Genomic DNA, 20,205 nt, shown 5'->3' on the forward strand with positions numbered 1-20,205 from the left:
ATCAGTTAGTGATGAACTTGGCGCTGACGTAAGGGGCGTAGTCCGGCAGCACGGCGTCGACCTTGCCTTGCTCCTTGAGAAACGCGGCGGTGTCGGTCACAGCCTTGGTGGTCGGGGCGCCCAGCAGGGTCACCTGATCAGCGGCCAGCGGGTAGACGTTACCTTGCAGCAGCAGCGGGATGTCACTGGCCTTGGCGCCGGAAAGCTTGACCAGCTTGTCGACGTTGCCTGTGTCGGCGAGCCACGCTTGTGGGTCTTTGCGGTACGCGGCGTAGGCGTCCAGCGTGACTTTGGCGAAGGCGGTGACGATTTCCGGGTGCTTCTCGGCGAAGTCTTTGCGCACGATCCACGCATCGAAGGTCGGCGCGCCGAACTTGGCCAGTTCGCCGGAGGTGATCAGCACCTTGCCGTTTTCCTTGGCCACGCCCAGGGCGGGGTCCCACACGTAGGTGGCGTCGATGTCACCGCGCTTCCAGGCGGCGATGATGGCCGGCGGCGCGAGGTTGAGGATGGTCACTTTCGAAGGGTCGATGTTCCAGTGCTTCAGCGCGGCCAACAGGCTGTAGTGGCCGGTGGACACGAACGGCACGGCGATCTTTTTGCCGATCAGGTCCTGCGGGCTGTTGATCCCTGAACCGTTGCGCGCCACCAAGGCTTCGGCGCCGCCGATCTGGGTGGCGACGAGGAAGGTTTCCACTGGGACTTTGCGGGTCACGGCAGCGGTCAGCGGGCTGGAACCGAGGTAGCCGATCTGCACGTCGCCGGAGGCGATGGCAGCGATGATGTCGGCGCCATTGTCGAATTTGCGCCAATCGATCTTGGCGTTAGTGGCTTTTTCGTACGCGCCGTCGGCCTGGGCGACTTTCGCCGGGTCCACGGTGGTTTGATAAGCGATGGTGACATCTGCCGCCTGGGCAAACAGGCTGGCACCGGCCAGGGACAATGCGGCCAAGAGGCGCAGAGGGGTAAGCAGTTTCAAGGGGAAGCTCCTCAATCAGGCGGCCGAGGGTCGGCGTGTGAGGAGACTAAATGATCTAAGAACCCGAAAATAAATAACGTTTTCGAATTAGCTTATGTGAAGAAAGGTTGAAGCAAATCTTGAGCTTGATGAGGGCAAAAATGTGGGAGGAGGCTTGCCCCCGATGGCGGTGGATCAGTCACTCATGGGTGACTGACACTCTGCTATCGGGGGCAGTCCCTCTCCCACATTTCGAGCCGGGTTCGGCTTCAGTTAGTTACTGATTGCCAGGATGCTCGCCTGGTACGACCCGACGAACACATCGAAGTCGCCGACCTCGTTTTGCTCCAGTTCCGCCTGTTGCGCCAGCGACGTGCGCGCCAGTTCTTCAAAGCGCGCCTGATCTTCGGCCGGCAGCGGCTCTTTACGGAAATGCTCGGCGTGCACCTCGCTCTGGTGCAGCGAGAACTGCGCAAAGCTCTCCTTGCGTTCGGCCATCGCCGCCAGCACTTGGGCCGATGGCGTCAGGGATGGATCCTTGACCTTCGCCAGTTGAGCATCCAGCGCCTCGCTGTGCTCGGTCATGCCATGGCTCTGATCCAGCAACGCTGCCAACGGCGCAATGTGCTCCAGCAGCTCGGTGGCCCATTCCTTCATGTCCACAGGCTGGCCCTGACGCTGCAACTGCAGGCCCGGACGGCGGCCTTCCTTGACCACGCTGAGGAAGTTGGAGGTGGCATTGCCGCACTCGTTGTTGGCGAACAGTGGGCTGTCGTTCAGTGCGCAATACAGCAGGAATGCGTCGAGGAAGCGCGACTCCGGCAAGTCAATGCCCAAGGGCAGGAACGGGTTGATGTCCAGGCAACGCACTTCGATGTACTGGATGCCACGGGCCATCAGCGCCTGGATGGGGCGCTCGCCGGTGTAGGTCACGCGCTTGGGGCGAATGTTGGAGTAGTACTCGTTTTCGATCTGCAGGATGTTGGTGTTGAGCTGAACCCACTCACCGTCCTTATGGGTGCCAACTTCGACATAAGGCGCGTAGGGCGTTGCCACCGCTTCGCGCAGGCTGTCGGTGTAGCTGGCCAGGTCGTTGTAGCACGGCGTGAGGCCGGCCTGGGCGTTGCTCTGGTAACCCAGGTCGCTCATGCGCAAGCTGGTGGCGTACGGCAGGTACAGCGTGTCGGCGTCCAGCACTTCCAACTGGTGCGAGCGACCGCGCAGGAAACCTGCGTCCAGGGCCGGCGAGGCGCCGAACAGGTACATCAGCAGCCAGCTGTAGCGGCGGAAGTTACGGATCAATGCAATGTAGGCCGTGGACTGGTAGTCGCGGTCGGTACCGACGAAACCTTCAGTCTCCTTGAGCAAGGGCCACAACTGCTCCGGCAGGGAAAAGTTGTAGTGAATGCCGGCGATGCACTGCATGGTCTTGCCGTAACGCAGGGCCAGGCCCTTGCGGTAAACGTACTTGAGCTGACCGATATTGGAGGTGCCGTAGTAGGCAATCGGAATATCTTCCTCAGCCGGCAGCGGGCACGGCATCGAAGGGCTCCACAGGTACTCGTTGCCGAGTTTGCTGTAGGCAAAGCGATGGATCTTGTCCAGGCTGCTCAGGGTATCGGCCGGGTTGGGCAGGGCTGGGGTAATAAACTCCAGCAACGATTCCGAGTAGTCGGTGGTAATCAATTCGTTGGTCAACGCGGCGCCCAGGGCTTCGGGGTGCGGCGTTTGTGCCAGGCGACCCTCACCGGTGACGCGTAGGCATTCGCGCTCGATGCCGTGCAAGCACTGCTCTAGCAGGGAGAGGTGTTCGCGCTTGCCGAGCAAGGCCAGGCGGCGGTTGAGAAGTTCGCTCAAGTTGGATTCCTTCACGCGTCAGTCGCCCCAATATGGGGGTGGGCAGGACGGTCTACAAGGGTGAAGTTAAAACTGGCGTTATCGCCTGGTTTTGAGTCGATTTGACCCGCTTTGAAAAAGCCTACTTCACTCCATGAATTGGGCTATAGCGCAGCAAGAAAATTCCGACGCTGTTGTCGCAGCGCCGAAATTAACTCAAATCGAGGGCGGGGAGCTATAGGACAGCGAATGTGCCTTGTGCTTTTGCGACCAGTTTGTCGTCCTGATACACCTCCGCTTCGACCACCAATGTGCGCCGACCCGCGTGGATAACACGGCTGGTGCACAGCACGTCGCCATCGGACACGGCACGGATATAGTTGATTTTGCACTCGATGGTCGCGCTCTGCTGGTCGAAACCATGGGAGCTGGAACAGGCCAGCCCCATGGTGATGTCCACCAGGCTGAAAATCGCCCCGCCGTGGAGCTTGCCTGCACGGTTGCGCAGCTGCGGCTCCAGGGTCAGGGCCACCTCGGCAACGCCCTCGTCCAGGCGTTGCAGGCGACAGCCGATCAGCTCGCTGAACGCGCTCTGGGTCGAACCGGCCGGGATTTGCATCAGCGTTTCTTCAACTGTTTGGCATTGGCAAACAGCGACGCCATGGCGTTGTTGCTTGGCGCTGCGGTGGCAGTTTCCTTGCGCGGTGCGTTGTTCTGCGACTGGCGTGGCGCCGAGCCTGGGCGAGCGCCACGGGCACCGTCGATTTTCTCGCCGGGGGTGTCGCTCATGCGCATCGACAGGCCAACGCGTTTGCGTGGAATGTCGACTTCCATGACCTTGACCTTGACCACGTCACCGGCTTTCACCGCTTCGCGAGGGTCTTTGATGAACTTCTCCGAAAGCGCGGAGATATGCACCAAACCGTCCTGATGCACGCCGATGTCCACGAACGCGCCGAAGTTGGTCACGTTGGTGACCACGCCTTCGAGGATCATGCCCAGTTGCAGGTCCTTGAGGTCTTCGACGCCGTCCTGGAACTCGGCGGTCTTGAACTCGGGACGCGGGTCACGGCCAGGTTTTTCCAGCTCTTGCAGAATGTCGGTGATGGTCGGCACGCCGAAGGTTTCGTCGGTGTACTTCTTTGGATCCAGGCGCTTGAGGAACGCGGCGTCGCCGATCAGCGAGCGGATGTCGCGGTCGGTCTCGGCAGCAATGCGCTGTACCAGCGGGTAGGCTTCCGGGTGAACCGCCGAAGCGTCCAGCGGGTTGTCGCCGTTCATTACGCGTAGGAAGCCGGCGGCCTGTTCAAAGGTTTTTTCGCCCAGGCGTGCGACCTTTTTCAGCGCCGCGCGGGTTTTGAACGCGCCGTTCTCGTCGCGGTGGGTGACGATGTTCTGCGCCAGCGTTGAGTTGAGGCCGGAAATACGGGCCAGCAGCGCGACCGAGGCAGTGTTCACATCCACGCCGACCTTGTTCACGCAGTCTTCCACCACCGCATCCAGACCGCGTGCCAGTTTCAGCTGTGACACATCGTGCTGGTACTGGCCGACACCGATGGATTTAGGGTCGATCTTCACCAGCTCGGCCAGCGGGTCTTGCAGGCGGCGAGCAATGGAGACGGCGCCACGGATCGATACGTCGAGGTCCGGGAATTCCTTGGAGGCCAGTTCCGACGCCGAGTACACCGACGCGCCGGCCTCGGAGACCATGACTTTGGTCATCTTCATGGCTGGGTATTTTTTGATCAGCTCGGCGGCCAGCTTGTCGGTTTCACGGCTGGCGGTGCCGTTGCCGATGGCGATCAGGTCCACGGCGTGCTTGGCGCACAGCGCAGCCAGGATGGCGAGGGTCTGGTCCCACTTGTTGTGCGGCACATGCGGGTACACGGTGGCTTGGTCCAGCAGCTTGCCCGTGGCGTCGACCACGGCCACTTTGCAGCCGGTGCGCAGGCCCGGGTCGAGGCCCAGAGTCGCGCGCGGGCCGGCCGGGGCGGCCAGCAGCAGGTCGTGCAGGTTGTGGGCGAAAACATTGATCGCTTCGGTTTCGGCGCCGTCGCGCAGCTCACCGAGCAGGTCGGTTTCCAGGTGGGTGTAGAGCTTGACCTTCCAGGTCCAGCGCACGACTTCACCGAGCCACTTGTCCGCCGGGCGGTTCTGATTCTGGATGCCGAATTGCTGACCAATCATGCCTTCGCACGGGTGCATGGTGCCCGGCAGCTCGTCGCCGACCTTCAGCGCGGAGCTGAGAATGCCTTCGTTGCGGCCGCGGAAAATGGCCAGTGCGCGGTGCGACGGCATGCTCTTGAGCGGTTCGTCGTGCTCGAAATAGTCGCGGAACTTGGCGCCTTCCTCTTCCTTGCCGGCGATGACGCGGGCGCTGAGGGTGGCTTCCTGTTTCAGGTAGTTACGCAGTTTTTCCAGCAAGTTGGCGTCTTCGGCGAAACGCTCCATGAGGATGTACTTGGCGCCTTCGAGGGCCGCCTTGACGTCGGCGACGCCTTTTTCGGCGTTGATGAAGCGCGCGGCTTCGGTTTCCGGGGTCAGCGACGGGTCGTTGAACAAGCCGTCCGCCAAGTCGCCCAGGCCGGCTTCCAAGGCAATCTGGCCCTTGGTGCGGCGCTTTTGTTTGTACGGCAGGTAAAGGTCTTCGAGGCGGGTCTTGGTGTCGGCGAGTTTGATGTCGCGTTCCAGTTGCGGGGTCAGCTTGCCTTGTTCCTCGATGCTGGCGAGGATGCTGATGCGCCGTTCGTCGAGTTCTCGCAGGTAGCGCAAGCGCTCTTCCAGGTGCCGCAGCTGGATGTCGTCGAGGCTGCCGGTCACTTCTTTACGGTAACGGGCGATGAAAGGCACCGTGGAGCCTTCATCCAGTAGAGCGACGGCCGCTTCGACCTGTTGTGGGCGTACGCCGAGTTCCTCGGCGATGCGGCTGTTGATGCTGTCCATAAAACCACCTGAAATTCTGAAAGCAGCTCGCACGCCCGGAAAACAAGGCGTTGCAAGGCTGGTTGAGCGGCCCGACTGGCGCCGCTACCTGGGTCAAAAGGCAGCCTGTTGACCCTCGAAATCGGAAAATTGCTGCCCGTCGCGGTAAAAAATAGCGAGGCAGCAAGCAGTAAAGTCTGACATTGCTCAGCGCAAAGGCGGCGCATTATAACCAGCGTTCTGCAGCTGGGGGGGATTGCGCCGAAGGTTGCAGGGGGCGGGTTCGCTGGCGGTAGAGGAAAAATCTGCTAACAATGCACACGGTGCGTATAACGGCAGCTACGCCATAATGCGCGCCGAGATAAGAGGAGCATCTAATGAGCAGCACTGCACAAACTGCTGAAGGCGAAAAAATTCTCATCGTTGATGACGACCCGGGGCTGAGCAGCCTGCTGGAGCGTTTTTTCAACTCCAAGGGCTACCGTGCCCGCGCGGTGCCAAACACCGAGCAGATGGACCGCCTGTTGGGGCGCGAAGTGTTCAATCTGGTCGTACTCGACCTGATGCTGCCCGGCGAAGACGGCCTCACCGCCTGCAAACGCCTGCGCGGTGCGAACAACCAGATCCCCATCATCATGCTTACCGCCAAGGGTGATGAGTTGAGCCGCATCAAGGGCCTTGAGCTGGGCGCTGATGATTACCTGGCCAAACCGTTCAACCCGGACGAGTTGATGGCCCGGGTCAAAGCCGTGTTGCGCCGTCAGGCAGCCCCGGTACCCGGCGCGCCAGGCAGCGAAGACGAAAGCGTCACCTTTGGCGACTATGAACTGTCGCTGGCCACCCGTGAGCTCAAGCGTGGCGAAGAAGTGCACATGCTGACCACCGGTGAGTTTGCCGTGCTCAAGGCCCTGGTGATGAACGCTCGCCAGCCGCTGACGCGCGACAAACTGATGAACCTGGCCCGTGGCCGGGAGTGGGATGCATTGGAGCGCTCCATCGACGTGCAGATTTCCCGTCTGCGCCGCATGATCGAGCCGGACCCGTCCAAGCCGCGCTATATACAGACGGTGTGGGGTGTGGGTTATGTGTTCGTGCCGGATGGCACCGCAACCAAGTGACCGATGATTTGCAGGCGCGGGCATCCGGCGTTTGACTCCATGAGAGTCAACGGGATGCCCGGCGTCTGCAATTCTGCGAGCGCCGCTCGTTTCTGCAAGGTGTCCAGCCGTTTCCTATGAAAACCCCGTTGTGGTTCCCGCAAAGTTTCTTTTCACGCACCCTTTGGCTGGTGCTGATCGTCGTTCTGTTTTCCAAGGCACTGACGCTGGTTTATCTGTTGATGAACGAAGACGTGCTGGTGGATCGGCAGTACAGCCACGGCGTCGCCCTGACGCTTCGTGCCTATTGGGCCGTCGATCCCGAAAATCGTGAAAAGGTCGCCAAGGCATCGACGCTGATTCGAGTCGACGGCGCCGGTGTACCTGAAGGCGAGCAGCATTGGCCTTACAGCGAGATTTATCAGCGCCAGATGCAGGCTGAGCTGGGGGACGACACCGAGGTGCGATTGCGCATGCATGTTTCGCCTGCGCTGTGGGTGAGGGCGCCGAGCCTGGGCGACGCGTGGATCAAAGTGCCGCTGTACCCGCACCCGTTGCGGGGACAGAAGATCTGGAACGTGCTGGGCTGGTTCCTGGCAATTGGCTTGCTTTCAACGGCGTCCGCCTGGATTTTCGTGCGCCAGCTCAACCAGCCACTCAAACGCCTGGTCTTTGCCGCGCGCCAACTGGGGCAGGGGCGCAGTGTGCGCCTGCCGGTCAGCGATACGCCCAGCGAGATGACCGAAGTGTACGGCGCCTTCAACCAGATGGCGGAAGACGTTGAACAGGCCGGCCGCGAACGCGAGCTGATGCTGGCGGGCGTTTCCCACGACCTGCGCACACCGTTGACACGGTTGCGGTTGTCCCTGGAGTTGATGGGCAACCACAACGACCTCACGGATGACATGGTGCGTGACATCGAGGACATGGACGCGATTCTCGACCAGTTCCTGGCGTTTATCCGCGATGGCCGCGATGAAGTGGTCGAGGAAGTCGACCTGACGGACCTGGTGCGTGAGGTGGTGGCGCCCTACAACCAGAACGGCGAACAGGTACGCATGCGCCTGGAGCCTATTCAGCCGTTTGCGTTGCGTCGGGTATCGATGAAACGCCTGCTCAACAACCTCATTGGCAACGCCTTGCACCATGCCGGTTCCGATGTGGAAGTGGCGGCTTATGTGTCCGGCGACAGCACTGCGCCTTATGTGGTGTTGAGTGTGATGGACCGCGGCACGGGGATCGACCCGGCAGAGCTGGAAGGCATCTTCAACCCGTTCACCCGTGGTGACCGTGCCCGGGGCGGCAAGGGCACAGGCTTGGGGTTGGCGATTGTGCGGCGGATTGCCTCGATGCATGGCGGCAATGTCGAGCTGCGTAACCGGGAGGAGGGTGGTCTGGAAGCGCGAGTGCGGTTGCCGCTTGGCCTGATGTTGCCTAGAGACGCGGTCTGAGACACAACAGAAATCAAATGTGGGAGCGGGCTTGCTCGCGAAGGCAGTGTGTCAGTCGACAGATGTATTGACTGATCCGACGCCTTCGCGAGCAAGCCCGCTCCCACAGTGTTTTGTGATGTTTGAAACTGAGCGTGTTCAGCCCTTACCCTTGGTCCGCGTCATATTCGGCCCACCATTCTTTTCCAAATGCTGAATGATGATCCCCGCTACATCCTTCCCGGTAGTGGTCTCAATCCCTTCCAGACCCGGCGATGAATTCACTTCCATCACCAACGGCCCATGGTTTGACCGCAGAATATCCACACCCGCTACCGCCAGCCCCATCACTTTGGCCGCCCGCAGCGCGGTCATGCGTTCTTCCGGGGTGATCTTGATCAGGCTGGCACTGCCGCCACGGTGCAGGTTGGAGCGGAATTCCCCCGGCTTGGCCTGGCGTTTCATTGCCGCAATTACCTTGTCACCCACCACGAAGCAGCGGATGTCCGCACCGCCAGCTTCCTTGATGTATTCCTGCACCATGATGTTCTGCTTGAGGCCCATGAATGCCTCGATCACCGATTCAGCAGCGGTCGCGGTTTCGCACAGCACTACGCCGATGCCTTGGGTGCCTTCCAGCACTTTGATCACTAGCGGTGCGCCGTTGACCATGTCGATCAGGTCGGGAATGTCATCGGGGGAGTGGGCAAAGCCGGTCACCGGCAGGCCGATACCGCGCCGCGAGAGCAATTGCAATGAGCGCAGTTTGTCGCGTGAGCGGGCAATGGCTACCGATTCGTTGAGGGGGAATACGCCCATCATTTCAAACTGGCGCAACACCGCGCAGCCATAAAACGTCACCGAGGCACCGATACGCGGGATCACTGCATCAAAGCCTTCCAGCGGTTTGCCCCGGTAATGGATCTGCGGCTTGTGGCTGGCAATGTTCATATAGGCACGCAACGTGTCGATCACCACCATTTCGTGGCCACGTTCGGTGCCGGCCTCGACCAGGCGGCGGGTGGAATACAGACGCGGGTTTCGCGACAGCACAGCAATCTTCATGCAGCACCTGGGGCAGAAATAGTAGAGACCGGGAACACCGGCTTGTCTTGAACGTACTTGACGCGTGGACTGACCACCAAGTGGCCGTCAATCAGCGCCTTGGAGCCCAGCAACAGGCGGTAACGCATGGCCTTGCGACAGGCGAGAGTGAATTCCACTCGCCACACCCGATCACCCAGCGCGAGGGTGGTGCTGATCACATAGCGCACCTGCGCATGGCCGTTGGAGCTCTTGATGGTTTTCATCGTTACCACCGGCGCCTCGCAGCGGCGATGACGCAGTTGCACCACGCTGCCCAGGTGCGCGGTAAAACGCACCCACTTCTCACCGTCGCGCTCAAATGGCTCGATATCGGTGGCGTGCAAGCTCGAGGTACTGGCACCGGTGTCGATCTTTGCGCGCAGGCCAGCCACTCCCAAGTCGGGAAGTGCCACCCACTCACGCAGACCCACAACGGTCAAATGGTCAAATGTCTTCAATATGGGTAACCGATCAGTTCGCCCAGGCCTGTGGTGAAACCTCGGCCAGGGCTTTGAATGCAGGCCTGGCGAACCAGTAACCCTGCATCAGAAATATTCCGCAGTCGGACAGGAAGTCGCGCTCGCCGGCACTTTCGATGCCTTCGGCAATGACAGTAACGCCCAACTGCTCACAGATTGTGACAATCCCCTGGACGATTACCTGACGGACACGATCCTGGTCGACATCGCGAATCAGCGCCATGTCGAGTTTGATCAGGTCAGGTTGGAAATCGGCCAGCAGGTTCAGCCCCGAATAGCCCGCACCGAAATCGTCGATGGCGGTCTTGAAGCCGAATTCGCGGTATTCACGCAGAATATTGGTCAAATGGCGATAGTTATCTACGTGCTCGCTTTCCAGCGTTTCAAAAATCAGCTGGTTCAGCGGAAAGTTGTGCGCGCGGGCCGCCTCCAGGGTGCTGCGAATACACAGCTCGGGCCGGTAAACCGCATTGGGCATGAAATTGATCGAAAGATGGGTTTGCATACCCAAGGCAGCGGCCCCGGCAATCGCTTGGGTACGACACCGCTGGTCAAAGCGGTAACGGTTGCTTGAGTTGACCTGGCCCAGCACCGACAGCGCACCTTCGCCTTGCGGGCCTCGCACCAACGCCTCGTGGGCGAAGATCGAATGGTCCCGAAGATCTACGATAGGCTGATAGGCGAATGCGAAATCGAAACCCAGGGGTTCGCTTTGCTGGCAACCCACGCAACGCTGGTTTGGCGAGGTGAGTGAAATGGGGAAGTCGGTCACAGCGTATCCTCGCGAAAACAGGGTGGTGCCTGGCGTATCTTAGGTGAGCGTTGGGGTTTATGCGTCGAAGGGCTTCAACGGTAAAGTTGCGACATTTTTCAGAGCGAGGAATTCAAGTGGCTCAAAAGCAGGAAGAGGAAGAAAAAGTCCGTTTGGACAAGTGGCTGTGGGCAGCGCGCTTCTTTAAAACCCGCGCCCTGGCGAAGGCCGCTATCGAAAGCGGCAAAGTGCACCATCGCGGCGAACGCTGCAAGCCGGGCAAGGAGCCGCGCGTCGGTGATGAGCTACAGATTCGGGCAGGATTTGATGAAAAGACTGTCGTGGTGCAAGCCTTATCCGTTGTGCGCCGCGGCGCGCCCGAAGCGCAGGCGTTGTACACCGAAACCGAGGCCAGTATCGCCAAACGCGAAAATGCGGCCGCCATGCGCAAGGCCGGGGCTACCGGTATGACTACCGATGGCAAGCCGAGCAAGAAGCAGCGTCGCGATTTGTTCAAGTTTCGCGGCAGTGGTAATGACGAGTGATGGCGCAAATCTCCAGCAATACGCAGACCCAAATGTGGGAGCGGGCTTGCTCGCGAAGGCGGTGGGTCAGTGAAAAATGCTTAACCTGACACTGCGCTTTCGCGAGCAAGCCCGCTCTCACAATAAGCCTGTGGCGTTACGCCGCGGTGCGTATGACGCTCAACCGCCCGATCACCGGCAGCTTACCGAGCAAACCGAAGATCGGCGCCGTCAGTCGCAGCAACCCATTCGACACCTTCGCCGCAAACGGCGTGTAATACCCCCAGCCCAGCGCCAACAGCGCCAGCAATACCCCGCCGATATAATCGTCTTGCCCCCAGTGGGCGCCTGCCACCAGCCGCGGCATCATGAACAACAGCGCCAAGCCCCAAATCACCAGCACCTGGCCGATGCGCTTGGCAAACACCGTCATGAACATGCCCCAGATCAGCAATACCGATGCATGATCGCCCGGGAAGCTCTGGCTCGAACGGTCCTTCAGCTCCCAGGTTTTTTCCAGCCCAGGGAAGTAGTCACTCATATGAATCGCCCCGCTGATCACCATCGACGGGCTGCTGTGCTGCCAGCCCATCTGCGCTGCGAGTTTGGAAAACAGCATGCGGATGAACAGCAACAGCAGCAGAATCCCGAAAAAACCGAAGAATGCCTGGCGCACTTCAATCGCCTTGAACACCCAATCTCCGCGAATCAGCAGCGTCAGCAAGATCACGCCGACCACCGCGTCAAATGGCCGCAAACTGGCCACGGCCCACACATGCAGCCACGTCGAATGGCTCGCCAGCGGGTCATTGAGCAGGTGAAACAGCCATTCGTCGAAAATCACACATAGCATCTGGCCCGTGGGCCACAGCCAAAAACACAGCAGTCCGATAGCGAGTAGATTGCACAGAGCCCATCGCCGGAGGTTCCACTTGGCTTGGAACAAACCCGGATTGTTCATAAACTGTTCCTCTTCGCTCTATTTAGCCCTCCGTTTCCAGGAGAAAGCCGCACCAATATGGTGCTAAAGCGTTTAATTTTATAAACCTTGTAATCATTTTGTCATCAATTCAGATACCCAGACCTATGACTGATCTACCGGATACCGACTTCACCCAACGCTTCATCTTCGACGAGAACGATGCCCGCGGCGAACTGGTCTCGCTGGAGCGCAGCTATGCCGAAGTCCTCGCCAAGCATCCCTATCCGGAGCCGGTTGCGCAGTTGCTCGGTGAACTGATGGCGGCGGCATCGTTGCTGGTGGGCACCATGAAATTCGACGGTTTGCTGATTTTGCAGGCGCGTTCCGAAGGCCCGGTGCCGATGCTGATGATCGAGTGCTCCAGCGAGCGCGAAATTCGTGGCCTGGCCCGTTACGACGCCGACCTGATCGCGCCGGACGCCACGCTGTCCGACTTGATGGCCAACGGCGTATTGGCGATCACCGTCGACCCGACGGAAGGCCAGCGCTACCAGGGCATCGTCGATCTCGACGGCGAAACCTTGTCGGACTGCTTCACCAACTATTTCGTGATGTCTCAGCAGGTCGGCACCAAGTTCTGGCTGAATGCCGACGGCAAGCGCGCCCGTGGCCTGCTGCTGCAACAACTGCCGGCCGACCGCATCAAGGACGACGACGAGCGCACTGACAGCTGGCGCAAGCTGACCGCCCTGGCGGGCACCCTGACCGCTGAAGAGCTGCTGGGCCTGGATAACGAAACCATTCTGCATCGCCTGTACCACGAAGAGGCCGTGCGCCTGTTCGACGAACAGGGCCTGCGCTTCCGTTGCAGCTGCTCGCGTGAACGCTCGGCGAATGCCTTGGTCAGCCTGGGCCTGGAAGATGCGCAGGACCTGGTGGTGGAACACGGTGGCAATATCGAGATCGACTGCCAGTTCTGCAACCAGCGTTACCTGTTCGACGCGGCCGATGTAGCCCAATTGTTCGCCGGCGCAGGCATCGACACCCCTTCCGACACCCGCCACTAAAACGTTTAAGCACAGGTAAATCACCTGACGAACGCCGGATTAGCGCAGTTCTGACGGGAGGGCCCTACTCTTTTTGGGCTTTTCTGGCATAATCCGGCCCACTTTTTTCGCGGTAGTAGTGCGCAACTTTCTACTACAAAACGTTTGGAGCACTCGGCCATAGGCCGACGGGGAACCTCATGACGCAAGCCAATAACGCCGTATACACCGATCTGAGTGTTGACGATCTGGTCAAAGAAGCCCTGCAGCGCGGTGAAGGCGTGCTTGCCGATACTGGCGCACTGGTCGTAGAAACCGGTCACCGCACCGGTCGTTCTCCGGTCGACCGCTTCATCGTTGAAGAGCCTTCCACCCAGGACGCCATCGCCTGGGGCCCGATCAACCGCAAGTTCCCAGCCGACAAGTTCGATGCGCTGTGGAGCCGCGTAGAAGCATTCAACAACGCGCAAGAGCATTTCGTTTCCCACGTTCACGTAGGGGCTGCAGAAGACCACTACCTGGCCGTGAAAATGACCACCCAGACTGCCTGGCAGAACCTGTTCGGTCGTTGCCTGTTCATCAACCCGGCTCAGTACAACCCGGCCGGCCGTGATGAGTGGCAAGTGCTTAACGTGGCCAATTTCGAATGTGTGCCAGAGCGTGACGGCACTAACTCCGACGGTTGCGTGATCCTCAACTTCGCACAGAAAAAAGTCCTGATCGCCGGCATGCGTTACGCCGGTGAAATGAAAAAAGCCATGTTCTCGGTGCAGAACTTCCTGCTGCCGGCTGCTGATGTGTTGCCAATGCACTGCGCCGCCAACATCGGCGAAGAAGGCGACGTGACCCTGTTCTTCGGTCTGTCGGGCACTGGTAAAACCACCCTGTCCGCCGACGAAAGCCGTTACCTGATCGGTGACGACGAACACGGCTGGGGCGAAGGCGTGGTGTTCAACATCGAAGGCGGTTGCTATGCCAAGTGCATCGACCTGTCCGAGAAGAACGAGCCGGTTATCTGGAAAGCCATCAAGCACGGCACCGTGCTCGAAAACGTGGTGATCGACGATGCCAAGCACGCCGACTACACCAACGTCAGCCTGACCCAGAACAGCCGCGCCGCGTACCCGCTGGAGCACGTTGCCAAGCGTTCCGAGAAGAACCTGGGCGGTGAGCCAAACGCGGTAATCTTCCTGACCTGCGACCTGACCGGCGTGCTGCCGCCTGTGTCGATCCTCAGCGAAGAACAAGCGGCCTACCACTTCCTGTCCGGCTACACCGCGCTGGTGGGCTCGACCGAAATGGGTTCGGGCAGCGGCATCAAGTCGACCTTCTCCACCTGCTTCGGCGCGCCGTTCTTCCCACGCCCGGCCGGCGAATACGCAGAGCTGCTGATCAAGCGCGTACGCGGCTTCGGCTCCAAGGTCTACCTGGTCAACACCGGCTGGACCGGCGGCGGCTACGGCGTCGGCAAACGCTTCAACATCCCGACCACTCGCGGCGTGATCGCAGCGATCCAGAGCGGCGCGTTGATCGGTGCCGAGACCGAACACCTGGACACCATCAACCTCGACGTGCCATTGGCCGTACCGGGCGTTGAGACTGGCCTGTTGAACCCACGTAACACCTGGGCTGACAAAGCTGCCTACGACGAAGCGGCGAAAGCGCTGGCGGGTCTGTTCATCGAGAACTTCAAGAAGTTTGAAGTGAGCGACGCGATCAAGGCGGCCGGGCCGAAGTTGTAAGGTTCAAAAGCTGTTAAAAAACCGCCCCCCAGTGGGCGGTTTTTTTATGCGCGAAAGGTTAGTCGGCGATGTGCAAAACCACTGCGCCGGCCAGCACTAATGCAACGCCCAACACTTGCACCGCCGACAACCGTTCCTTGAAAAACACATATCCCAGCACTGCCGCAATCCCGCCCGACAATGTACTGATCACCGTCACCACCGAAACCGACCCCGCCATCGCCCCCCACGAAAACGCCGAGAAACCCCCGAGGTTCATCAAGCTCGCACCGGTCAATGTCGCGCAGTTTTTCAGCGGTGGGATTTTCAGCCCGTCCTTGATCTTCAACACCATCACCACCAGCACGCACAGGCCTACCAGGTAACCCAGCCACAACATGGTGATCGGTCCCAGTGCCGGCAGCGTGTAGCGACCTTGCAGCCAGAAGCTGGTGCCATACAGCAAGGCGGCGAGCATGGCGTAGGCAATGGACAGGCGTGGGTGGTTGTGCGGGACGCCGTTGTCCTTGTGGATGCTGGAGAGGATCACGCCGACGACACACACGCCGATGCAGCCAAGTTGGATCAGGCTGATGTGCTCACCACTGGCCCAGGACAGCAGCGAAGTGACCACGCCGTACGACGTCACCAGCGGCGCGACGATGGCCGCTTTGCCCAGGGCGAAAGCCTTGGACAGCGCGAGGGCACCGGAGACGGTGAGCAGCGCGGCCGCGATGCCCAGGAGCCAGACGCTCAACGGGGCATTCAGGGATTTGAACAGGTAGGCCGGGAAGATGACCAGCAGCAGAGTCATGATCAGGAAACCGAGGGCCTGGCCGAAGTACACCGCGCGTTTAACGCCGACAGCCCGGGCATTGAGACCCACAAGAAAGTCCGTGCCACCCCAGAGCAGGGCGGCCAGCAGGCCCATTAATACGTCCATGTACGGTCCTTGGTAGGTAGGCAATTCGCCAGGTTAGCGCATCGCCAATGTGGGAGCGGGCTTGCCCGCGCATGCGGTGGATCAGTGAGCGCTACTCTACCTGACACACCGCATGCGCGAGCAAGCCCGCTCCCACATTTGATCCTCAGGGTCGTTCAGATCAACTGAGGTTTTCCAGGGTCTGGGTATCCCAGCTATGCGTTTTGATGGCCAGGTAGAGCATGCCGATGGTCAGTGGCACTTTATCGCCTCGGCCTTTGGCGCGGCGTTTGAGGAACACATCGAACACCGGCGGTTGGAAGTAACGGTAGGCATCGTAGTCGCCCAGATCGACTGCAAAATCCTGCTCCAGCGCTTCCATAAATTGCTTGGCCTCGGCGCGGTCGCAGCCAAGGTCGAAGTTGAGCGAGGTTTCAAGGCGAAGGGTCTTGTGCTTCGGCAGACCGATTTCTTCGTGCAGCAATTGCAGGAGCTGCCGCATGACGGGGTCTTCGGGGAAGTTGGGGGCCAGGTTCATGGTGGGAGCACGCAGAAGTGGGTGAGGGGGATGGTTGCGTTGTCGGCGGAATGTGTTTCGGGTGATGAAGAGTAGCAACCCTAACAAGAATATGAAGACCGGTAGGAATGACATTCTGAGGATCACCGCTACGTAGGGTAGCAGGAACGTCAAAGTGAGACCTGTGGTGAGACAGGTGATGGCGAAGCGCTTTCTAAGCGTGGGGTCGGTGATCTGGTAATGCACCACCATATAGATAAGGAGAAAAATCGCGGATTGAAGGTAAAGGTCCATGTGATCAAGACTCGTCTGAGTAGACATGCATTGAGAGTGTTGACCGCTGAGGCCCGATTCCTCCTCTCACATTTGCGTCCAATCCGATGATGATGTCACCTGCGTGATACCTGCGAAGCTTGCCGGAAATCGTATCGCCAACTAAGCCAGCCGTTACCGTAGATATAGCTATCCCCGGGGCTTTAATCGCACCGGAAATTATTTGTTTGATGAACGCATTTTGATCGTTTAACCGGTCGGCCTGGCTCCGTCTCAGCGGTTGGGAAATCGTGACTGCTCTCTCGCAGGGTAAATCTCGGGCCAACATTTTCTCGTACAAGCTGCGTATCTGATCACGCACTTTCCGCGCAGCTGTTTTCGCTTCAAGCAGGCACAGGTTAGCCAAGGCATGCCGACTGTCAGGCACAACAGTGAGGCGAATCATTGTGAAGGTGACGCCATAGTGGCCGATGTATTGAGTCCTTTCGATATTCACGGGTTTTTGCCGGGGCAGTGGAGAGGTCACTAGTTTCGGTCATGTGAAGGGAGGTTATGTAGAGGGTGAGATAGCTGTTTTAAGCAGTTTGGGAAGAGGGCTACATCGTCTTTGTCTGCTTCCCACAGAGCTTTCCGGCATTTGCGGTTTGACAGTGATTTTTTGGTAACACCCACCCAATGTGGGACCCGGGCTTGTCCGCGATGGTGGCGTGTCAGGTATGGAAATATTGCCTGACATGCCGCCATCGCGGGCAAGCCCGCTCCCACAGGTTTAGCTCAGTGGTTGGATTGGTTGTGGCTGTATTTCGACTGCCGGTTGCAGTTGAACGTGCTGCGCAGCTTCCATCAGATCACAGCCATCCTGCACCAGCAGATATAGGGCATTGATGATGTGGGAGATATTTGAGGGCGGCGTGTTCGAAGGTCGGGCAGGTGAAAGTTTCCAGTAAGTCGGTGGCAGCGCGGATGCGCTGGTGTCCGGCGGACTGGATGTCTTCGGCGGTGGCTCCGGTATCGATGACGAGAGGGTGGGTGTCGGTGAAGTTGGTGCGTAGGAGGCTATAGCGATTGGTAGGGATATTGAGCGTTGTCATAAAAGGGCACTCCGAAAAAATCAAAGAAATACGCCAAAAAAATTGGCACGTTTATCTCTGCTGTTGTTCGATCGACCACGCTCGTCGCCGTATTGATAGCGACGGAGCGAGCCTTAGAAGTCAGCGTTATTTCGAGCAATAAACATATGGTTCAATCATTTGGATCGTTCCCACGCAGAGCGTGAGGAACGATCAGTGAGTCTCAGTGGGATAGGAGGCGACGGCGCGGTACTTGGCAAGCACGGCTTCGCGGGTCGGCAGAGGTTTGTCGAAATCGGTCGGCTGGGTGTCGAATCTTTCCAGGCGCAGACTGGCCAACCAATTGGAGCGACGGATCTTGCGGTAGTGATCCTGTTTTTGCTCAAACGTCGGTTCGCTCATTGCAGCGCACTCTTGGGGCGCAAGGCTTGCTCGTAGCGCAATGCTTCGGTTCGCAGGCGGGATAAAATCAAACGCAAAACTGCTAAGTCAGCAGGTAGAGCGGATCTAAAATGCAGCTCCCACATCTGGTTCTTAGTGCTCCGACAAATCCGCGCGAAACATCCCACATCGGCCCTGGGCCATCCTCTACCCCTGTATCATCCTGTCTCTTTTTTCCTTGTGACCTTTCTCGATTCGCTGAGCGCGCTGGTCTATGTTTTGCGCTCGTTCAGCGGTCAATGGAGTGACAGCTTATGCACAACACCCTCCAACAGGTCTTTGGTTATCCACAGTTTCGTTTGGGCCAGGAAGAGGCGGTCAGCGCCATACTGGCCGGTCGTTCGGCCGCTGCTATTTTCCCCACCGGCTCGGGCAAGTCGTTGTGTTATCAGCTGTCGGCGGTGCTGCTGCCGCACCTGACGCTGGTGGTGTCGCCGTTGTTGGCGTTGATGCAGGACCAGCTGGGGTTCCTGCAACGCCACGGCATTTGCGCCGGCAGTATTGATTCGGCGCAGAGCCGCGAGGACGCCAATGATGTGATGGCCCGTGCCCGTTCGGGCGAGCTGAAAATTCTGATGATTTCCGTGGAGCGCTTGAAGAACGAGCGCTTCCGTAACTTTCTGCAAAGCGTGCAGATCTCGCTGTTGGTGGTGGACGAGGCGCACTGTATTTCCGAGTGGGGCCACAACTTCCGTCCGGACTATTTGAAGCTGCCGGACTACCAGCGTCAGTTCAATATCCCACAAGCGCTGCTGCTGACGGCTACGGCGACGCCCAAGGTGATTGCCGACATGCAGGCGAAGTTCGCCATTGCGCCGGACGATGTCATCACCACAGGCTTTTACCGGCCCAATCTCAACTTGCTGGTGGAGCCGGTGAGCGGGCATGACAAACGTCGGCGCCTGGTCGAATGGATGAGCGAGCGAGCCAATCAGCCGAGTATCGTCTACGTTACCTTGCAGAAAACCGCTGAGCAGATCGCCGAACATCTGAACCGCAACGGCATTCAGGCCGAGGCTTATCACGCCGGTTTGCCCCACGACAAACGCGAGGGTATCCAGCAGCGTTTTATGGGTGGGCGCTCCAATTGCATCGTCGCCACCATCGCATTCGGCATGGGCATCGATAAAAGCGACATCCGCAACGTGGTGCACTTCGACCTGCCTAAATCCATTGAGAACTACAGCCAGGAAATCGGCCGTGCAGGGCGGGACGGGCAGCCATCCGATTGCCTGGTGCTGGCCAACCGCGACAGCCTCAATGTGCTGGAAAACTTCGTGTACGGCGACACGCCGGAGCAGGCGGGCATTCTCCGTGTGCTGGAGGAGTTGCAGGCGTCGCGCGGCGAGGGGCAGTGGGAGTTCTTGTTGAGGTCGCTGTCGGACCACAGCAACATCCGCGAGCTGCCATTGAAAACGCTGCTGGTGCAATTGGAGCTCAAGGGCGTGATTGCGCCGCGTTATGCTTTTTACGCCGAGTACCGCTTCAAATACCTGATCGAACCCGAAGCCTTGCTGGCGCGTTTTTCCGGCGAGCGCCAGCAGTTTGTCGCGTCGATCATTCAGGTATGCAGTCGCGCCAGAACCTGGGCGACCGTGGATTTCGACGCGCTGTACCAACAGCACAATGCCGAGCGCAGCCGGGTGGTGAAAGCGCTCGATTACTTCCAGGAGCAGGGCCTGATCGAGCTGGAAAGCAAGCAGATGACGGAGGTTTACAGCTTGCTGCATACCGAGTTCGATCCACAGGTGTTGAGCGAGGAGTTATACACAGGCTTCAAGCAGCACGAGGTGACGGAGGTGGCGCGGATCCATGCCATGCTCGATCTGTTTGCCACCGAGGATTGCCTGGGCCAGCGTTTGGCCCACTACTTTGGCGATGAAAACGCGCCGCTGCGCTGCGGGCATTGCTCGGTATGTCATGGCCATGTGGCGCATCTACCGCCACCCCCGAGTTTGCCAGCGCTTGTGGATAAAAACTTCATGGCGCTGTGCGGTGATTTTATCCACAGGCACCATGAGCACACCGGGCAACTGCCGGGCGCGGAGCGGTTGACACGATTCCTGGGTGGTATCAGCGTGCCGCTGTTTACCAAGTTGAAGGCGCGCGGTATTCCGGGCTTCGCTGCGCTGGAGGCGTATCCCTACGCCGAGGTGCGTGAATGGGCCCAGGCCCATCTGAACGACCTGTAAATCCACTTATGAGAGCTG

17 protein-coding genes and 1 pseudogene are annotated in these 20,205 nt (G+C 59.3%); 6 read left to right on the forward strand and 12 right to left on the reverse strand.

All coding sequences use genetic code 11. From position 1 onward, the window contains the following. Position 1: 1 nt before the first annotated feature. The 4 genes from tauA to C4J83_RS01300 all read right to left on the reverse strand — a co-directional run bounded on the left by tauA (position 2) and on the right by C4J83_RS01300 (position 5,737). A complete protein-coding gene (gene tauA / locus C4J83_RS01285; RefSeq protein WP_106577404.1) occupies positions 2-979 on the reverse strand; it encodes a taurine ABC transporter substrate-binding protein in 978 nt (325 codons plus the stop codon). A 252-nt stretch (positions 980-1,231) separates the two neighbouring features. Beyond that, a complete protein-coding gene (gene gshA, locus C4J83_RS01290) occupies positions 1,232-2,815 on the reverse strand; it encodes a glutamate--cysteine ligase (protein ID WP_119738200.1) in 1,584 nt (527 codons plus the stop codon). Positions 2,816-3,029: 214 nt separating this feature from the next. After that, positions 3,030-3,413 (reverse strand): PaaI family thioesterase, encoded by a 384-nt coding sequence (locus C4J83_RS01295; protein ID WP_124416177.1) that lies wholly within the window; start codon positions 3,411-3,413, stop codon positions 3,030-3,032. After that, on the reverse strand, positions 3,413-5,737 hold the full coding sequence (locus C4J83_RS01300; protein WP_124416178.1) for a Tex family protein: 2,325 nt from the start codon (positions 5,735-5,737) through the stop codon (positions 3,413-3,415). The genes C4J83_RS01295 and C4J83_RS01300 overlap by 1 nt, the downstream gene beginning before the upstream one ends. Before the next feature lie 356 nt (positions 5,738-6,093). Between C4J83_RS01300 and ompR the strand changes: the two genes are divergently transcribed. Together ompR and C4J83_RS01310 are read left to right on the forward strand one after the other, a co-directional pair. Further along, a complete protein-coding gene (ompR, locus tag C4J83_RS01305; protein ID WP_053255745.1) occupies positions 6,094-6,834 on the forward strand; it encodes an osmolarity response regulator transcription factor OmpR in 741 nt (246 codons plus the stop codon). 116 nt (positions 6,835-6,950) lie between these two features. Further along, positions 6,951-8,264: an ATP-binding protein gene (locus tag C4J83_RS01310; protein ID WP_106577408.1), complete on the forward strand. Its 1,314-nt coding sequence runs from the start codon at positions 6,951-6,953 to the stop codon at positions 8,262-8,264. Between the two features lie 138 nt (positions 8,265-8,402). On the opposite strand, the gene rimK is transcribed toward C4J83_RS01310, so the two are convergent. The 3 genes from rimK to rimA are packed head-to-tail and all read right to left on the reverse strand — an operon-like array spanning position 8,403 to position 10,580. Then, a complete protein-coding gene (gene rimK / locus C4J83_RS01315; RefSeq protein WP_025855543.1) occupies positions 8,403-9,308 on the reverse strand; it encodes a 30S ribosomal protein S6--L-glutamate ligase in 906 nt (301 codons plus the stop codon). Further along, the gene (rimB, locus tag C4J83_RS01320) at positions 9,305-9,787 is read right to left on the reverse strand and encodes a retropepsin-like aspartic endopeptidase RimB (protein WP_124416179.1); all 483 of its coding nucleotides are present in this window, start codon (positions 9,785-9,787) and stop codon (positions 9,305-9,307) included. The genes rimK and rimB overlap by 4 nt, the downstream gene beginning before the upstream one ends. Positions 9,788-9,800: 13 nt before the next feature. Beyond that, positions 9,801-10,580, reverse strand: coding sequence for a S6 modification regulatory phosphodiesterase RimA (gene rimA, locus C4J83_RS01325; RefSeq protein ID WP_106577409.1), 780 nt, complete (start codon positions 10,578-10,580; stop codon positions 9,801-9,803). A gap of 116 nt (positions 10,581-10,696) precedes the next feature. Between rimA and C4J83_RS01330 the strand changes: the two genes are divergently transcribed. Beyond that, positions 10,697-11,104: an RNA-binding S4 domain-containing protein gene (locus C4J83_RS01330; protein ID WP_119738196.1), complete on the forward strand. Its 408-nt coding sequence runs from the start codon at positions 10,697-10,699 to the stop codon at positions 11,102-11,104. Between the two features lie 136 nt (positions 11,105-11,240). On the opposite strand, the gene C4J83_RS01335 is transcribed toward C4J83_RS01330, so the two are convergent. Continuing rightward, on the reverse strand, positions 11,241-12,044 hold the full coding sequence (locus C4J83_RS01335) for a phosphatase PAP2 family protein (protein ID WP_119738193.1): 804 nt from the start codon (positions 12,042-12,044) through the stop codon (positions 11,241-11,243). A 125-nt stretch (positions 12,045-12,169) separates the two neighbouring features. Between C4J83_RS01335 and hslO the strand changes: the two genes are divergently transcribed. Together hslO and C4J83_RS01345 are read left to right on the forward strand one after the other, a co-directional pair. Continuing rightward, complete coding sequence (gene hslO, locus C4J83_RS01340) at positions 12,170-13,072, forward strand: Hsp33 family molecular chaperone HslO (protein ID WP_119738191.1); 903 nt, start codon at positions 12,170-12,172, stop codon at positions 13,070-13,072. 179 nt (positions 13,073-13,251) lie between these two features. Then, a complete protein-coding gene (locus tag C4J83_RS01345; RefSeq protein ID WP_119738189.1) occupies positions 13,252-14,793 on the forward strand; it encodes a phosphoenolpyruvate carboxykinase in 1,542 nt (513 codons plus the stop codon). A gap of 58 nt (positions 14,794-14,851) precedes the next feature. Here C4J83_RS01345 and C4J83_RS01350 read toward each other — a convergent pair whose 3' ends face one another. The 4 genes and pseudogenes from C4J83_RS01350 to C4J83_RS01375 form a co-directional block, all read right to left on the reverse strand. After that, entirely contained in the window at positions 14,852-15,715 is an 864-nt protein-coding gene (locus C4J83_RS01350; RefSeq protein ID WP_256660639.1) for a DMT family transporter, read from the reverse strand. Between the two features lie 160 nt (positions 15,716-15,875). Continuing rightward, positions 15,876-16,232, reverse strand: a complete 357-nt coding sequence (locus C4J83_RS01355; RefSeq protein ID WP_119738185.1) for a DUF1493 family protein — start codon at positions 16,230-16,232, stop codon at positions 15,876-15,878. A gap of 1,021 nt (positions 16,233-17,253) precedes the next feature. Continuing rightward, a pseudogene (locus C4J83_RS01370) lies at positions 17,254-17,575 on the reverse strand (hypothetical protein). 192 nt (positions 17,576-17,767) lie between these two features. Then, positions 17,768-17,956: a YhfG family protein gene (locus tag C4J83_RS01375; RefSeq protein WP_106577418.1), complete on the reverse strand. Its 189-nt coding sequence runs from the start codon at positions 17,954-17,956 to the stop codon at positions 17,768-17,770. 293 nt (positions 17,957-18,249) lie between these two features. On the opposite strand from C4J83_RS01375, the gene C4J83_RS01380 reads away from it, so the two are divergent. Next, positions 18,250-20,187 (forward strand): RecQ family ATP-dependent DNA helicase, encoded by a 1,938-nt coding sequence (locus tag C4J83_RS01380; protein WP_124416182.1) that lies wholly within the window; start codon positions 18,250-18,252, stop codon positions 20,185-20,187. Positions 20,188-20,205 lie beyond the last annotated feature (18 nt).

The organism is Pseudomonas sp. LBUM920, from assembly GCF_003852315.1.
Lineage (GTDB): Bacteria > Pseudomonadota > Gammaproteobacteria > Pseudomonadales > Pseudomonadaceae > Aquipseudomonas.